Raw genomic sequence first — 18,880 nt, 5'->3', positions numbered from 1 at the left:
CCGGTCCAGCCATCCGGCCGAGCCCTTCGCCGTCAGCCCGCCCGAACATTTACTTTTGCAGGAGAACCCATGAGCACAGCAGCAAACACTTCCCTCGACGGCTACGAGGTCTGGTTCCTGACCGGCAGCCAGCACCTTTACGGCGAGGACGTCCTGAAGCAGGTGGCGGCCCAGTCCCAGGAGATCGCCAACCAGCTCAACGCCTCCTCGGCCGTTCCGGTCAAGATCGTCTGGAAGCCGGTCCTGACCGACTCCGACGCCATCCGCCGCACCGCCCTTGAAGCCAACTCGGACGACTCCGTCATCGGCGTCACCGCCTGGATGCACACGTTCTCGCCGGCCAAGATGTGGATCCAGGGCCTGGACCTGCTGCGCAAGCCGCTCCTGCACCTGCACACCCAGGCCAACCGCGATCTGCCCTGGGCAGACATCGACTTCGACTTCATGAACCTCAACCAGGCCGCCCACGGCGACCGCGAGTTCGGCTACATCCAGTCCCGCCTGGGCATCGCCCGCAAGACCGTCGTGGGCCACGTCTCCAACCCCGAGGTGGCCCGCCAGGTCGGCGTCTGGCAGCGCGCCGCCGCCGGCTGGGCCGCCGTCCGCACCCTGAAACTGACCCGCTTCGGCGACAACATGCGCAACGTCGCCGTCACCGAAGGCGACAAGACCGAAGCCGAGCTGCGCTTCGGCGTCTCCGTCAACACCTGGTCCGTGAACGAGCTCGCCGACGCCGTGCACGGCGCCGCAGAGGCCGACGTCGACACCCTGGTGGCGGAGTACGAGGACCTTTACGACGTGGTTCCGGAACTCCGCGCAGGCGCGGCCCGGCACGACTCCCTCCGCTACGGCGCCCGCATCGAACTGGGCCTGCGCAGCTTCCTCGAAGCCAACGGCTCCGCCGCCTTCACCACCTCCTTCGAAGACCTCGGCGCGCTCCGCCAGCTCCCCGGCCTGGCGGTCCAGCGGCTCATGGCCGCCGGCTACGGCTTCGGCGCCGAAGGTGACTGGAAGACCGCCATCCTGGTCCGCGCAGCCAAGGTCATGGGCGCAGGACTGCCCGGCGGCGCCTCCCTGATGGAGGACTATACCTACCACCTGGAGCCCGGCTCCGAGAAGATCCTGGGCGCCCACATGCTGGAAGTCTGCCCGTCCCTGACCGCCGGCAAGCCCAGCCTGGAGATCCACCCGCTGGGGATCGGCGGCCGGGAAGATCCTGTCCGCCTGGTGTTCGACGCCGACGCCTCCGCAGGCGTCGTGGTGGCCCTTTCGGACATGCGGGACCGCTTCCGCCTGGTCGCCAACGCCGTAGACGTGGTGCCGCTGGACCAGCCGCTGCCCAACCTCCCCGTGGCCCGCGCCCTGTGGCAGCCGAAGCCCGACTTCGCCACCTCGGCCGCCGCGTGGCTCACCGCCGGCGCCGCGCACCACACCGTGCTCAGCACCGCAGTCGGCATGGACGTCTTCGAGGACTTTGCGGAAATCGCCAAGACCGAACTGCTCACCATCGACGAGGACACCACCATCCGCCAGTTCAAGAAGGACCTGAACTGGAACGCCGCCTACTACAAGCTCGCCGGCGGGCTCTAGGAAGCCGGATTCCGGCCCGTGGACCCGGGCGGCGACGCGGAGCACCAAGCGCCCGCGACGCCGCCCGGATTTTTGTTTCCTCCCCTGATGAAACGACTCAATACGGCGTGTCGCAAGGGACTGTCAGCTCTGAATTAGTCGAAGGTATTGACTTAAAAAATCCAGCGGGCGTAATGTGCCGCTTGGGACCGAAAGCTGGTCCCACGAAACTGTGGCCAGGCTCCCTGCGACGGGAAGCCGGCAGAACGGATTGCGCGTAGTTGCCGTTTCAAATGCGGCGGCTAGCGTCACCACACAACGCACGGGGGCGCGCGTTCGTGACGCATCTGGGGATTTACGAGTCCATGGGGTCTCAGCGCCATGCAACTAGCCATGCTTCAGCTTGTGCTGCACCGGATGGTATCCGCTGCACTCGCTCTGTGCATGGTGGTCGCCTTTAATCTCCCCACCGCAAATCCGGCAGTGGCCTTCGATCTTTCCGGGCAGGCTCCGGCCGCCTCCATCCAGCAGCAGGGACTCCGGTCCGTGCTGTTCGCCGGCGAACACCAGGACGCCGCCTACACCGCCGGTACCCAGGCCGGGATCACCATCACCGCCGCGGAACTGGCCCAGGTGGCCGGTTTTGCCGCAGCGCAGTGGCCCGGCTGGTCCGTAGCCGGAGCCGCTGTTTTTGTGCAGGACCTCCCGGGTGACGCACTCGCCATCACCTCCGGCAACAGCGTCGCAGTGGACCCCACGGCCGCCGGCTGGGGCTGGTCCGCCACGATGGGTGCACCGGCGCCCGGCACCATGGATCTGTTCACGGTGCTGGCCCACGAGTACGGACACATCGCCGGGTACGCGGACATCGAGGGTGGCTCTGACCTGATGACCCGGACACTCAGCCCGGGGGAGCGGCGATTCAACAGCGAGGACCGGCTGTACCCGGCGGCCGCGGCTGAAACCGTTGTGCCTGAGCCTGCCGTGACCGAAGCTCCCGCCCCTGACGCAGTGCCCGCCGCCGAACCCGCCACCGGGCTTGCCGACCCGGAAGATTCCACAGCAGAACCCGCTCCGGCGACGGCGACGGCACCGGAGCCGGTTCCCGCGACGGCAGACCCGGCAGCTGAAGTCCCGGCCGCCGAAGTCCCGGTCGCCGCGGTTCCCGCAACGGAAGATGCGCCCGCAACGGAAGCTCCCGCCGTCGGCTTTCCGGCAACGGACGCCCCCGCAGCGGACGTCCCGGCAGCCGCTGAAGCAGCCGCCGCAGTTCCGGGCCCCTGGAATGTTGCCATGACGGCCACGTCGGCAACCCTCGCGTTCAACGCGGACGGCACCGTGACGTTCGGCGGCGAAACCAGGGACCTGGCCACCGTCACCGCCATCACCGTCACCGGCACAGGCGGCGACGACACCTTCACCGTTGACCGCGGCATCTCGGATCCGGCCCTCACCGTCACCTTCGACGGCGCCGCCGGCTTCGACACCCTCGTCACGGCGGGCAACACCGCCAGCAGCAGCTCGGTGGCCACGGATCCGCACTCGGGAACCATCTGGCTCGACGCCACCGTGATCCAGTACCTGAACATCGAACCGATCGTCTCGGGCGACGCCACCAACGCCGTCTACGAGCTGACCAGCGGCGATGACGTGGCCACCCTGACCCTCAACGGCGGCGGCCTCCTGGAACTCAGCGGCGCCACCTTCGAAACGGTCGCTTTCGCGGCTCCGAGTGTTTCCCTGACCATCAAGGGCGGCACGGGCAAGGACAAGATCACCCTCTCCGGAACCATCGCCCTGATGGCCGCCTGGCTGCTGATCCAGATGGAACTCATCGACGTGGCCGACGACGCCGTCATCACCACCACCGGCGACATCACCCTGGAAGCAGCGGACTCGGTGACCGGAGGGCCTGCATTGGGTTGCCTCCTGGCCCTCGCCACGCACTGCACCGACGTCGCCGTCACCATCAACGGCGGCAACATCAGCGCCAACAACCTCAACCTCACCGCCACCTCCACAGTGGTCCCGGACGCCGGCCACTTCTCGGCCTACGCCGTCAACGTCGACTCCAGCGCCGCCGTCGAGGTCACCGGCAACGCGCTGCTGGCAGCGGCCGGCGCCGTGGTCATGAGCGCCACGTCCACGGTGGGCCCTGTGACCCTCAACAAGGACTACGGCGACCTCGCCATCATCTCCTCCGACGCCACAGTCACAGTGTCCGGCAGCGCCGTGGTCACCGCAGGCTCCAACGTCACCATGACATCCACATCAACCGTCGACGCCGGTGCGACGCCGGGTGCCGCCGGCAAGGACGAGGGCGAAGCCGACTCCTCCGGCAACAGCAGCTTCGATGCCGCCGTTGCCATCCTCACGGTGACGGCCAAGTCCATCACCAAGGTCACCGGCACCGCCCACCTGCAGGTGCTCGGGGACCTCGCCCTGGCAGCCGTCAACCACGCCACCCTCACCGCCACCGGCGACGCCAGCGACGCGAACTCCGGTGCCGGCATCGCGGTCGCGAACCTCAACCAGACCACCACGGCCTTCATCGACTCCAGCAGCGCGGCCCCCACGACGGCAGCCAAGCTGGACATCACTGCCGACTCGGAAGCCACCAACACCTCGGCCTCCAAGGCCGGCGTTGAGGGTTCCAGCCAGAACGACAAGGACCCCAACGACGCCGGGCGCGGCAACGGCCAGGCCAACACGGCCGACGGCAACATCGGCATCGCCGGCGCCCTGTCCGTCAACGTGCTGGACAGCACCACCGGCGCCTACATCAGCGGCGCCCGGGTCAACACCACAGGCGCCCAGAAGATCCACGCAGGTTCAAAGAACAACGCCACCGCAAACGCCGACGGCAGCACCACCTCCGGCAGCGGCCTGGGCGTGGGCGTGGCGGTCGGCATCAACGTGGTCACCCTGCTCACCGAGGCCTACCTGGCCGGCGGCGCCATCCTCAACGCCGGCGGAGTGGTCCTGGAAGCCTTCGGACCGGCCACCGGCAAGAACGCCTTCACCGCCAACGCCAAATCCGGCGCCGGCGGAGACGCCACCGTGGGCGTGGCCGGTTCACTGGCCCTGAACCTGATCACCGCCACCACCCTGGCGAACGTCCGCGGAACAGGCGCCAACCTCAACGGCTCGGACCTCACCCAGACCGCCAAGGTGAACCACGAGAACAAGGCCAAGGCCGAGGCCAAGCAGGACGGCGGCGGGTCCGTGGGTATCGGCGCCTCCGTGGCCATCAGCGTCATCAACAACATCGTGGAAGCGGGCCTGGCCGTCAACGGCATCCTCACCGCGGCCAAGAAGCTGGCCATGAACGCCACCACCACGGACGCCACCACCACCGAGGCGAGCGGCGGCGCGGCCGGCGGCAGCACGGCAGTCCTCACCGGCGTCGTCGGCATCACCATCTCCAACATCAAGTCCAGCGCCACCGTCAACCGCGGCGCCGCCCTCACCACCACCGGCGACATCACCGGCAAGGCGGACCAGACGGCCACGGTCGAAACCAAGGCCCTGGGTTCCACCACCGCCGGAGCCGGGGCCACCCTCGGCGCCGCCATCTCCTTCGCCCTCACCTCCGCCGAGCACCTGGTGGACTCCTCGCTCTACCGGAACACCACCTCCGGCGGGCTGGTCAGTATGGAAGCGGACGGCACCTCCACCACCGCCACCACGGCCACGGCCAGCGCCGCCGGAGCCAAGGGCGCGGACAGCGCCGGCGGCAAGGACTCCTCCAACAAGGACAGCAAGGAAAAATCCGACGCCCAGCTCGGCTTCGCCGATTCCAAGTCCACGTCCACCAACTCCAACGGCACCAGCACCCCGGCCGCCAAGAACGAGGACGGCACCACCGTCACCGTCGCCGCCGCGATTGCGCTCAACCTGGTCACCTCGACGACGACGGCGCTCGCCATTGCGGCGCCCGGCCAACCGGCCATTGCGGTCACCGCAGCCGGACCCGTGTCGTTCAAGGCGCTCAACAACACGGACGCCAAGGCCGTGGCCGACGGTTCGGCCAGCAACGGCAGCTCGGTGACCATCGGCGCAGGCCTGGCCATCAACAAGGTGATCCTACGGAACGAGGCAAGCATCGGCGTCGGGACCGCAGTCACGGCGGCCGGACTCAGCCTCACCGCCAACATGCGGCCCATCGGAGCAGGCGGCACCGACACCGTCCACGCCTTCGAAGCCGACGCCAAGGCGGGCGCCTCCGGCAGCAGCGGCAACCTTGGAGTGGCCGGTGCCTTCGCCCTGAACATCGTTGACCAGACCACCCTCGCTACGATCCACGGCGACCCCACCCCGGCCCCGCAGGCCCCGGCCGCCCCGGGTGTGGCGATCCTCGCAGGAGGCGCCGTCGGCATGACCGCCAACTCGAACTCCACCTCCAACGCCAAGGCGAAGGCCAGCCAGTCCGGCGACGGCACGGTGGGCATCGGCGCAGCGTTCGCCCTGAACCTCGTCAACGACACCGTGTACTCGGGAATCGACCAGGTAGGGGACCCGACGCGCGGACCCCCACTCACGGGAGCCGGCACAGTCACCATCGCAGCAACCACCGCGCACACCCTGGCCACCACAGCCGAAAGCGGATCAGCGGGCGGAACCGTTAGCATCACCCCGGCAATCGCGATCACCATCGCCAACATTCTCACCAGCGCCTCGCTCGGCGCCAGCGCCACGGCCCTCACCGCCATCGGCGCCGTGGACGCCCAGGCCACCCAGGCCGTCAAGGCCACCACCACCGCCAAGGGCGACACCAAGGTAGGCAGCACCGCCGGCATCGGCGTCTCCCTCGCACTGGCCATCATCGACAACGACGTCGACTCCGGCAGCGCACGCAGCATCACCGCCGGGGGCGCCACGAGCTTCAAGGCCACCGGCACCTCCGATACCACCACCACCGCGGAAGCCTCCGCGAAGGGCGCCTCGCCCAGCGAAGGCAGTGACGGAGGCGGCAAGGACGTCAACCAGAAGGCCGACGCCAACCTGGGCCAGGCCAAGGGCACCCAGTCCGCCGAAACCGGCAAGACCTCCAGCACCAGCTCCACCCCCAAGGCCGCCAGCAACGAGGACGGCGGAAGCTCGGTCTCGATCGCCGGCGCCATCGCCATCAACGTGGTGGATACCAGCTCCCGGGCCTGGTTCGGCAATGGCGTGGTCATCAGCTCCGGCGGCATCGTCACCCTCAAGAGCCTCGCCAACACCGACGTCCTGGCCAACGCCAAGGGCGACAGCGCAGCGGATGCCAGCGTGGGCATCGGCGCCGGTGTTGCCGTGAACAAGGTGGACATCCACAACCGGGCGGTCACCGGCACAGCCACCATCACCGGCACCGGGCTGGTCCTCACCGCGGCCCTCACCGGCGGCGACACCAACGACGTGGTGCGGCGCTGGACCGGCACGGAGTGGAAGACCATCGAAAGCGGGGCGGAACTGCCCGGCCCGTCCAAGGACGATCTGGCCTACGTCAAGACCAATGACGGCACCGGCGGCAACGACGGCATCTACAAGTTCGGCGGCAGCGACTGGACCCTGGACGAGGACGTCACCATCACCAGCGGTGCAGCGCTCCCGGGATCGCCGGCCAGCGGCGACTACTTCCTCCTCACCACCGCCCACGACGGCCACCCGCGCAACAGCGTCTATAAGTACAACGGCACCACCTGGGACTTCATCACTGCCGACACCTACGGGCAGAAGTCGGAACTCCCCAAGAACGACATCGAGGAGAATGACTGGTTCCAGCTCACGGCACAGGACGGCAGTAATGCCCCCGGCTTTTACAAGCGCAACGGTTCGCAGCAGTGGGTGGTCCAGTCGGTGACCCTGACGGACGGCGACCACTTCCCGGCCAGCCCGTCCGTGGACCAGCTCTTCCGGCTCTGGGAGCACGAGGTTTCCGCCACTGCACGCGCCGGCGCCAGTGAGGCCTCGAGCGTCGGAATCGCCGGCGCCCTGGCGCTGAACATCCTCAGCTCCACGACGGAAGCAGTCCTGCAAACCGGCGCCTCGGCCACGCTCAGCAGCGCCGCCGTCGTGATCTCCGCACTGGCCAACGAATACGACCAGGCTACGGCCAGCGGCAAGGCCGAGGTAGGCAGCGCCACCGGCGTGGGCGCCTCCGTGGCCCTGCAGGTCATCCACAACAATGTGGTCCGGGCCGAGGCCGCCAACGGCGCCGCGCTGACCGGCGGCACCTCGGTCACCGTGGACGCCCTGGGCTTCCGCGAGGTGGCCACCAAGGCCGAGGGCGGCACCACCGGCGGCACCGCAGTCACCCCCGTGGTGGCACTGCTGGTCAGCGTCAACGACGACGTCACGGCGCGGCTCGGCACCTCGGGCACCACCCTCACCGCCACGGGCGCCATCAAGGTCACCGCCACCCACGTGAACGTGATCTACACCGAAGGCAACGCCGAAGCGGCCGGCAAGGACACCGCCGTCGGGATCGATATTGCCGTCAACGCCGTGGTGGACTGGGACACGCTCGCCGAAATCGCCAGAGACGCGAGCGGGGCATCGGTGGAAGTCATCGCCGTCTCCGTCATCCGCAGCGAGTCGAAGTCCGTGGCCAGCGCCTCGGGAGCCGAGGACAGCGGAGCCAGCGGAGACTCCAAGGCCAACGGCCAGGCCAACGGCGACAACCCCAACACGCAGGGCACCAAATCGTCCACGTCCGGCATGCCAAGCTCCAGCGGCGGCACGAATGGCAGCAACGGTGCCAACGGCGCCAACGGACAGCAGGGCAGCCAGTCGGGATCCTCCGGCAGCAGCACCGGAGTCGCGGCCGCCATCGCCGTCAACTGGGTGGTTGCCACCTCCACGGCCCGGATCGCTGGCAACCGCACCGTCACCGCCGTCACGGGCGCCGTCACCGTCCGCACCACGTTCCTGCTGCGGGCCAACGCCTTCGGAATGGGCTCGGCGATCGACCTCGACACCGACGGGACCCGCGTGGGCGCCACGATCGGCCTGAACGTCCAGGACGTCACCAACGAGGCATCCATCGGTGCCGGGGCCCACGTGACCGGCCAGGCCGGCATCACCGTGGAAGCCACCGTCCCCGTGCCGGATGCGGACGACGACCCCTTTAACGCCGGCACGCCCAGCTACAACGACTTCATCGTGTGGTCCTTCGCGGCTGCCGGCGGCAAGAGCACCTCGGTGGCAGGCAGCGCCGCCGTCCAGATCCTCCTCCTCACCTCCCACTCCTGGGTGGGTGCCGGCGCCGAGCTCGACGCACCGGCCGGCGACATCACCATCGGCGCCTACCTGCCCATCCGCTTCCAAAACCTCGCCATCGCCGGTGCCCTGTCCACCAGCAGCGGCACCGCCGTCGGCGCCTCGTTCTCCGTGAACTGGATCGAACTGGAGACCAAGGCCTGGATCGACTCCACCGCCGTGACCCGCACCAAAGTGGACGCAGGCGGGGCCACGTCCGTGACGGCACGCACCAGCCTCAACCCGCTCATCCCGGACCTGCCCGAGCCGCTTAAGGGCAAGGTGGACTGGCTGAAACTCAACAGCGTGGCCATCGCCGGCGGCGCGAGTTCCGGCGGCGCGGCCGTCACCGGCGGCTTCGTGGTGGAGATCATCAGCCTGGACACCCAGGCGTGGATCGCCAACGGCGCCCTCGTCAACCAGGAAGGCACCGTTGGCAGCGCGGGACAAAGCATCACCGTGCGGGCCACGGACCACATCAGGATCGTGGACGTCGGCGGCGCTCTCGCCCTGAGCCAGGATTCGGCAGGTGTGGGCCTCACCGTGGTGGTCATCATCGTCAACTCCAACGTCCGCGCCTGGATTGGGGACTCGGCCCAGCTTCGTGCCGGCGGCAGCGTGACGGTGGAGGCCAACGCCAGCGAGGACTGGTTCGTCCTGGCCGTGGCCGGTGCGGTCTCCGCCAACTCAGCGGGCGTCTCCGGGTCCGTGCTGGTGTTCGTCTTCAATCAGGGCGGCAGCAGCCCGATGGTCCTGGCCAGCATCGGAAACAGCGACGTCCACGCCCTCGGAGCCGTCCAGGTCAAGGCCTCCCGGAGCATCAGCGGGGCGTTCTCCTCCGGCAACCTCTCGATCGGCGGCGGCTCCGCCGGCGTCGGCGCATCGGCCGTGGTGATCGTCCGCGGCTCGAACGTCGAAGCCCGGGTACTCGCCGGCGCCGATGTCCAGTCCGGCGGTACGGGCCTCCTGGTCTCCGCCGTCCAGTCGGGCGATTTCACTCTCATCGCCGTAGCCGGCGCCGGCGGCAACTCGGCAGGCGTGGCCGGCGCCGTCGTCGTCAATGTCCTGAGCAACAGCACCAAGGCGCACCTCGACGGCGCCACCAGCGCACCCACCACCCACACCGCGGTCCTCGCCCAGGACACGACGACCATCCTTTCCCTGGCAGGCCAGCTCACCGTCGGCGGCACGGCAGGCATCGGCGCCGGCGTGGACGTGGAGGTCATCACCAAGGACACCCAGGCCTGGCTCGCGAAGACCGCCCACGTGGTGGGTACCGGAAACCTGACCGTGGACGCGGTCTCCAGCGAGGACATCACCTCGATCTCGCTGGGCGGCGGCTTCGCCGGAACCGCCGCGGTGAACATCAACGCGGCCGTGGCCGCCGTCAGCGTGACCACCAAGGCGTTCATCGCGGACGGCACCAGCGCCGTGGACGCTGCCAGCGTGGCGGTGGACGGCAGCGTCCGCATCGCAGCCACCGAAACCCTGGACCTCAACGTGATCGGCGGCAACATCTCCGGCGGCGGAACCGCCGCCGTGGGCGCATCCGTGGCGGTCCCCGTGACCACCAAGGAGACGCACGCCTGGATCGGCAACTGGGCCTCCGTGGCAGCCAAGGGCGGCACGCCGCTGGCCGCCAGCTCGGGCACCTACACGGTGACCACCAAGGACATGCGCTTCACACCCGCGGACATCAACACCGGCACCGACACTGTGACGCTGGCGAACCACGGCTTCCAGAACGGCGACGTGGTCTACTACGACGCTGGCTGCGCCACCCTCCCCGCCTGCGGCGCCGCCGGGCTCACCCACCGCGAGCAGGCCTACTTCATCGTCGGTGCCACCGCCAACACCTTCCAGGTCTCCCTGAGCAAGGGCGGCGCCGCCGTGAACATCACGGGCCAGGGCAGCAGCGGGAACCAGCGCTTCTACAAGGCCGACGAAGCGAACGTCACCGCCGACTCCACCCCCCGCTTCAACCCGATCACCACCGTCAACTCCGCCACGGACCAGATCACCTTCGACCTGGGCGGCGTGGCCAACGACGACGCCGTGGTCTACAGCTCGGGCGGCGGTGCGGCGATCGGCGGACTGGTGGACGGCGGCACGTACTTCATCTCGGACGTGGCCGGCAACACCTTCAAGCTCCGCAACAAGAAGAGCACCGAGGCCGGTTCCGCGGTCATCGACATCAGCATCGTCGGCATGACCGCCCTGCAGCTCGGCCGGGCACACAGCCTCGCGAAGTCGGGCACCGCGCCGTCGGGCGATCCGAGTTCCTTCGGCCCGCGCGCCATCCTCGCCGGCACGGATGCGGGCTTCCGGGGCGTCGCCGTCACGGCCAACAACTCCGACAACATCGGCGCCTTCGGCATCGGCTTCGCGATCGGCGGCACGGCCGGCGTGGCCGTGACAGGCTCCGTCACCGTCAACACCGTCCGCACCTCCGCCCACATCGGTGCGAACGCCAGGATCAACTGCGGCGTCACCTGCGCCACCACCGTCACCGGCGCCAACGGCGGCCAGTCCGTGCGGGTGGCCGCTGCGAACCAGTACTACTCGCTGGGCATCGCGGCCGCGCTCGCCATTGGGGGCACCGCCGGCGTGGCCGTGCCGGTCGCGGTGCGGGTGGCCAACATCGATACCTTCGCGTACATCGGCACCGGCAGCACGGTCCGCGCGCTGAACAACATCGAGGTCACCGCCCAGGGCAAGGGCACCGTGGTTTCCGTGGCGGCCGGCGCGGGCGGCGGCACGGTGGGCGTGGCCGGCACCGTCGGCGTCACCGTGCTGAACGTCAACACCTTCGCCTGCACCGGCACCCCGGGCGGCACCGACGCCTTCGAATGCACCGGCAACGGCGCCACCCTCCGGGCCGGCAACAACGTGCTTGTCTCCGCGCAGGACGACACCAAGGCCGTGCTCCTCACCATCGCCATGGCCGGCGGCCTGGTAGGTGTGGGCGCGGCGGTGGGCGTCGCCGTCATGAACAAGGAGGTCCAGGCGTACCTGGGCGGCAACGGCGCCGTCACGGCCCTCGCCACGGGCGCTGCGATCGGCGGAGTCTCCGACGGCACCGTCAGCGGCAGCGGATTCGGCCGCCAGGGCTTCTCCGGAGTCATCGTCCGCGCCGACTCCTCCGAGGACATCTTCGGCCTCGCCCCTGCGATCGGCGGCGGCTTCGTAGGAGTGGCCGGCGGCGTCCAGGTGACCCTGCTGACCGTGCTGGTGAAGGCCTTCATCAAGGACGGCGGCACGGTGGACAGCAGCGCCGGCGTGAACGTCTCCGCCACCGACAGGTTCAAGTCCCTCACCATCGCCGGTGGCATTGCCGGAGGCTTCGTGGGCGTGGCCGGCGGCGTGGACATCGGCGTGGCGAACAACTCGGTGGTGGCCGAACTCGGAGCCGGACTGACCGTCACGGCCGGCGGAAACGTGGAGGTCTACGCGGTCTCCAAGAAGGACGTCAGCACCTTCGCCGTCAGTGCCGCCGGCGGTTTCGTGGGCGTGGCCGCCGCGGTGTCTGTCTGGACCATCGGCACCACCGCCACGGGCGGTTACCACGCGGCCGATGGCGGCGACGACCGCGGTGCGTGGGACTCCGGCACCAGCTACCGCCAGGGCGATGTGGTCAGTTACAACGGCAAGCGCTACTCCGCCAAGGTGGACAACACCCTGACCGGCGCCGGCAACAACCCCGAAGCCAACCCCACCCAGTGGCTGGGTGCCCAGAGCGCGCTGGGCCGCGGCGACTACAGCGCTTCCGCCGTGTACAACAAGGGCGACGAAGTCCACCTGGCCGGCCGCTACTACACGGCAACGGAAGACGGCGTCCAGGGCATCGACCCGTTCGCGGACACCTCGAGCTACACCACCGACGGCAGCTACTGGAAGCGCGGCGGTTCACTCGGATCGGCCACCCAGGGCGGCGAGGCAGCCCAGGGCGGCAGCGGCGGCTACAAGGACAACACGCTCACCGGCAGCACGGCCTCCGCGGCCGCACCGGACCCGTGGACCAACGCCACCTCCTACGACGAAGGCGAACGCGTCAGCTTCGGCGGCCGCACCTTCGCGGCACGGCACAACGTGGCGTCCGGCGGTTCGGACCCTACCGTGGCCTCCACTGACTGGCGCCAGATCTCCGGCGCCGAGACCAAGACCAACGAACGCCTCACCGGGCACCTCGGCGGCGTCAGCGGAACCATCTCCGGAGCCGCCCCGGCACAGAACCCCACTACCCAGGCACTCGCGGCCCCGGCAACGGGCGGCACCACCGCCCGGGTGGGCGCCACCATCGTCGCCGGCGGACACATCCACGTGAAGGCCACCGACCGGCTCCTGGTCCTGGGTGTTGCCGGAGCCGCCGCTGTGGGTGCTGTGGGCATCGGCATATCCGTCCTGGTCCTGAACATCAAGAGCAAGACCGAAGCCGCGGTCCTCTCCACGGCCAGGCTGTCCGCAGGCAACGAAATCGTCGTTTCGGCCTCCATGGACGAAGACTCGGTGGCCATCGGCTTCGCCGGTGGCGGCGGACTGGTGGGCATTTCCGGCCAGGTAGTGGTGGTGAACGATTCCGGCGTCCAGAACGCACACGTCGACGGCGGCGCCCAGGTCCGCAAGGCAGGCTCTGGTGTCACCGTGGCCTCCACCGCAGACCGCACTCTCGAGACGTACACGATCGCCGCAGCCATCGGCGCGATCGGTGCCGGCATCTCCGTCTCCGTGATCAACATTTCCGGCGACAACACAGCCACCACCGGCTCCGTGGCCGTCGCCGCCGATGGCCCCGTATCCGCCTTCAACTCCACCGTCACGGACAACATCACCGCCAATGCCCTCGCGGTCAGTGTGGCCGGCGGCATCGGCGCCATTGGCGGCGTGGTGGCCTTCGTGAGCCTGGCAGGCACCGCCACGGCCAGTGCCTCCCCGGTGGGCACGATCGGTGCCGGCGGCGTGCACGTCACGGCCACCGGAACCCGCACCATCACGTCGAGGGTGCTCAACGTGACCTTCGGCGCCGTGGCGATCGGGCTCACCGTGGCCCGCGTCAACTCCGGCCGCCACCTCGAAGCCCTCGTGGGCGGCAACATCACCACGGCAGGCGCCGTCGAATCCCGGGCCACCGCGAACAATTCGGCGGTCCTGCGGGCCCCGGGTGTCGCCGTCGGGCTCGCCACCATCGGCATCACCGTGGTGTTCGCGGAACTTTCCGGGCACACCTTCGCGAAGGCCACCGGCACCGTCAGCGGGGCCTCGGCCATCGACGTCATCGCCACGGCCGCGAACACCTCCGACGCCAAGGTGGAGCTCTACAGCGGTTCGCTCCTGGGCCTCTCCGGAGCGTGGGCGAGCGCCAAGATCACCTCCGGCGCCTACATCCTGGCCATTGCCGAAGCCGGCTCAAGCCTCGGCTCCCTGGGCGCGATCACCATCAAGGCAAGCACGCAGGGCCAAGGAAACCTGGCCACCAGCACCATCGACTCCGCCTCAGTGGCGGGCCTGGCGGACCTCAAGGCCTTCGTGGCCATCGCCGCCGTGCGGAACGAGACAAGGGCGACGCTCGACGGCGCCGTCACCGGAGCCGGCAGCCTCACCATTCTGGCGGACTCGCACAACACCGCCTTCGCGGACATCCTGACCGGATCGGTGGCGCTGGCATCCCTCGCCATCGGCCTCGCGGACGCGTCCGTCACCGGTGGCACGGTGGCCAGCGGTGAAGGGTCCATCTCGGCCGGCAGCGCGAACATCAGCTTCACGGCCACCAGCGTCAACCAATCCACCGCCAAGTCCAACGTCATGACCGGCGGCATCCTTCTGGGCGTGGCCGTCGGTGCGCCGAACGCGGATATCTCGGCACCCACCCGGGCCCAGTGGGACGGCACGGTCGCCGCCGGCGCCAACATGACAGTCGAAGCCGACGCCACCAACACTGCCAAGTCCACCCTCAAGGTCCTCTCCACGGGACTCGGCTCCGTCACGGGCGGCGCCGCCAACGCCACCATCTCAGCGGCCACGGTGACATCCGCGATCGTGGGCGGCACGGCGAAGATCTCGGGCCTCACCGCCAAGCTCCTCGTCTACGCACACGCAGTGAACCGGGCCATCGCGGTCGCCGGCGGCAAGGGATTCGGTGGCATCAGCATCGGCGTCATCTACCCGGCAGCCGTGGACCGGGCCGTCACCAAAGCCGAACTGAACGGCGATGTCGGCTCCACCCACGTGGACCCCGCCGTCGGCACGGTGGGCGACGCCGGCGCAGCAGAGGTCGAGGTCAAGGCAGTGGCCGACGACGCCACCAAGTCCAGCGTCGACAGCCTCGCCGTGGGCCTCGTGGCGGTCTCGGCATCGACCGCCGAAGCCCGCACCGAAACCGTGGTGGCCGCGACATTCGGCGGCGGCAAGGTCACGGCGGCGGGCAACGTGACGCTGTTCGCCCAGTCGAAGACGGACGCGGACTCCTTCGCCAGCGCGGTCTCCGGCGGCCTCATCGACATCCAGGCCGGCTTCACCGCTGAATCGCACGACAACCCGGACATCCTTGCCACCGTGACAGGCGGCTTCGTCCAGGCGGGCGGCGTCCTGTCCGTCACGGCCCTGCACGGCATCATCCCCGGCAGCGTGTCCGACGGAACCATCACGGGCATCAACTGCAACGGTGCGGACACCATCTGCTTCTCCGCCGCGCACGGCATCGACACGGGATCGATCGTCACGTACAGCGCCCCGGTCACCGGCAACCCGCTGGTGGACAACGGCACCATCGCCAACCCGTTGGCGATCGGCGGCCTGGGCGACGGCCGCACCTACGGGGTCATCTCGGTGGACGGCACCACGCTCCGCCTCGGCGAGCAGTTCGACGCTGCCAACCCCAACGACCCGGACATCCCCTACGACGGGCAGCTTATCCAGCTCGACACGGGAAGCCTGTACTTCCCCAACGGGCACAACTTCCTCACCGGCGACCGCGTGGTCTACAGCTGCGGATCCGGCGGGACGGCCCTGGGCACGACGCCGGCCGGCGGACTGGTGTGCGGCGCCTCCTACTACATCTTCGTGGTGGACAGCTACCGGATCCGTCTCTCGACGAGCCTGCTCGACGCCGACGGCTTTATTGTCCGCGCCTTCACTCCGGACGGTTCCACTCTCACGGGCGGCAACACCATCAACGTCGGCAGCCAGTCCGGCCTCGTCGAAGGCCAGGGCGTGGTGTACTACGCGCCGGCCGTGGTGGACTTCAAGAGCACGCTGATCGACATCAACACCGACGGATCCGGGCAGCTCGAGGTGGACGGGGACGGCAAGATCGTCCGCGACAGCAACTGGAACACCATCTACGCCCCGTCCCACGGCTGGAGCAACGGCAACGCCGTGGTCTACACGGTGACGGACCCCGCCATGGCGATCGGCGGCCTGGTCAACGGCGCCACCTACTACGTCCTCACCGCGGACCCCGACGGCAGCTGCCTCTTCTTCTGCCCCCTCGGAGCCAGCGGACCCCACATGATCCGGCTCGCCACGTCCCTGTGCCACACGGGCCTGGGCACGAAGGACGTCGACCCGGGCCCGGGCGTGGACCTGCAGCCCTGCGGCGCCGGGGACATCCAGGCGATCCCGATCTCCACCATCACCAACCCCCTGGACACCAACTTCTTCAAGGCCATCATCGCCAACCACACGCTGCGCCGGGTGGGTTATGAAACGATCGGCCTCGTCGAAGGCAACATGTACTACGTCCACCTCATCGACGATGCCGACGACGACAAGATCCAGCTGCGCGACGCCGCCGGCAACACGGTGGGCGGCCTGTCCACGAAACTGGGATCGCATGTCCTGCGGAACCAGGGCATCGCCGTCACTGGCCCGGGCACCGGTATCCAGCAGCTCTACATCGATCTGGCTCCGGGCACCACGATGAGCGGATCGCCGCACCAGATGATGGGCGTGGGCGGACCCGGATCACCAAGCGCCACGGGCGTCAACGGCGTGGTGGAAGCGACGTCCACGGGAATCGGCGGCGGGCTGTTCCGCTTCAGCGACGTGTTCTCCGAGACGAACGTCAGGATCGACCTCACGGTGGACGTCCAGGGCGGCACCCTCCGCGGCGGCGCGGTGGTCATCGACGGGCGCTCGTACCTGCGCACCGCGACCTCCTCGGTGGGCAAGGGCGGCGGCTTCCTGGGCTTCGGGGCCTCCAACGCTTTCATGGATGCCATCAACAACGTCACCACCAAGCTCTCGGACGGCGCTTCGGTGTTCTCCTCCACCGACGTCCAGGTGACCTCCTTCGCCATGACCAGCGCCAACGGCCAAGCGGTCAACCGGACGGGCGGCCTCATCGCCGGTGCGGACACCGACGTGGACGCCGAGATCGGCTACGCGGTCCGCACCGAGATCGGCGGCGACATCGTGGCCAACCGCTCGGTCCTCATCGGAGCCTCCGCCGGCTACAACGGCGTGGCCATCGCCTCCTCCGGATCCGGCGGCCTGGGCACCAACTCGGATGCGAACGACGACAGCAGCCAGGGCGTGGGCATCGGGCGCGAACACGCAGCAACCGTTGACACCGTGCTGCTGGGGACAGCCAGCCTCCGCGGCGCAGCCGTCCAGGTGGCTGCCGGCTCCGGCGTCCGCTGGAACATCGACCTGTCCGACGGCTCCATTGACGCCATCAACGAGACCGTCCGGGCGCTGGCCACCTCCACCGCCGACGCCTACGCCCTGGGCGCCGACTCCGACGCCAGCGCCTACGTGAGCGTCAACGACAACGTCACCGTGACCCTCTCCAACGGCTCCTACGTGGAGGGCGACGCCGTGACCATCCGGGCACAGCACGCCAACCTCAACCTCACCGCGGATGCCAGCGCGAACTGCGGCTGCGGCGGCGGCGACACGGACGCCTACGCCGAGGTCAGGTTCACCGGGGATTCCCAGGTCAACGGCGTGGACGAATCCGTGATCCGCACCGCCGAACTGGTGGTCTCGGCGCTGACGTCCTTTGACCGGCTGTACGTCCGGGCGCACCGCTCCGGCGGCTTCTTCGACGTCGGATCCTCCGACTCGGACATCCAGTACAAGCCCAAGCGGGACATCCTGTGGGAGTCCACCGTGTACCTGCTGGGCGAGCCCAACCCGGTGCTGATCATTGACGCCAGCGGCAAGATCATCGCCAAGACCTACAACGTGACGGTCCGTGCCAGCGAGTTCGGCCCCGCCCTGAACATCGGCGACACCATTGCCGGCGGGACCATCTGGATCGACCCCATCATCTACGACGAGCTCCCCGCTGCCCTCTTCGAGGCCAACGCCGCCGGCAGCGGCTGCGACGACGACTGCAACGGCCTCATCCATGGCAGCCTGGGCATTTTCTACATGCAGCAGACCTGGAACTCCGTGCTGATCCGCAACAGTTCTGAGAAATCGATCGTCCTGAAGGGCACCACGGACCCGCAGAGCGTGTCCATCAACACCCTCAACTCGCACCTCTCCACCACCCCGGAAGCCGTCATCAGCGTCTCCGTGGACAACGGCCCGCACGCGCCCCCGGCTACACAATGGTTCTGGCACGTGCACCACATCTTCCCCGCCACCGGCGTGGTGATCGAAAGCCTCCGGCCAACGGCGACCACCGGCTTCGACCTCACCATCGACGGCGACATCCGCAACACCATCGGCAACACGCACCTGACAAACCAGCGCGGCTCCATCCTGCGCGGTACCGACGGCGGCTCCGAAACGTTCTACAGCAACACCATCACGCTGGACTCGGAACTCGGCTCCCTCGGCACCGTCCCGAACCCGCTGGCCATGGTCCTCTTCCAGATCTTCCACACCGGCGAGGTGGGCGTCCCCGCCGTCCTGAAGCCGGTAGGCCTCAACGTCGAAGCAGGCCAGGACCTCTACCTGGACCTCACAGTCCTCCGCCGCGACTCGCTCACCGCCAACACGGCCGCCATCAGCCCCGTCATCGGCGCCATCAAGGCCGGGCACGACGCCGTCGTGATCCTGCGGGACAGCGCGGAAGGCATCACCGGCCCCGCCGTCGGCGACATCAACGTCGACATCTACGCGC

General features: G+C 68.9%; 2 protein-coding genes (1 of these 2 only partly in view). Both read left to right on the top strand.

All coding sequences use genetic code 11. From position 1 onward, the window contains the following. The first annotated feature begins 69 nt into the window (after nt 1–69). Entirely contained in the window at nt 70–1,590 is a 1,521-nt protein-coding gene (araA, locus tag ABV518_RS07715) for an L-arabinose isomerase (protein ID WP_367766298.1), read from the top strand. 372 nt (nt 1,591–1,962) lie between these two features. Beyond that, on the top strand, nt 1,963–18,880 hold the 5' portion of the coding sequence (locus ABV518_RS07710; RefSeq protein WP_367766297.1) for a carbohydrate-binding protein. The gene runs 12,017 nt beyond the window's last position; 16,918 of the gene's 28,935 nt are visible here — the first part of the coding sequence; it begins with the start codon at nt 1,963–1,965; the stop codon falls past the right edge of the window.

It is taken from the genome of Arthrobacter sp. HS15c, assembly GCF_040812005.1.
Classification (GTDB): domain Bacteria; phylum Actinomycetota; class Actinomycetes; order Actinomycetales; family Micrococcaceae; genus Arthrobacter.
This window is presented reverse-complemented; position numbering and strand designations above follow the sequence as displayed.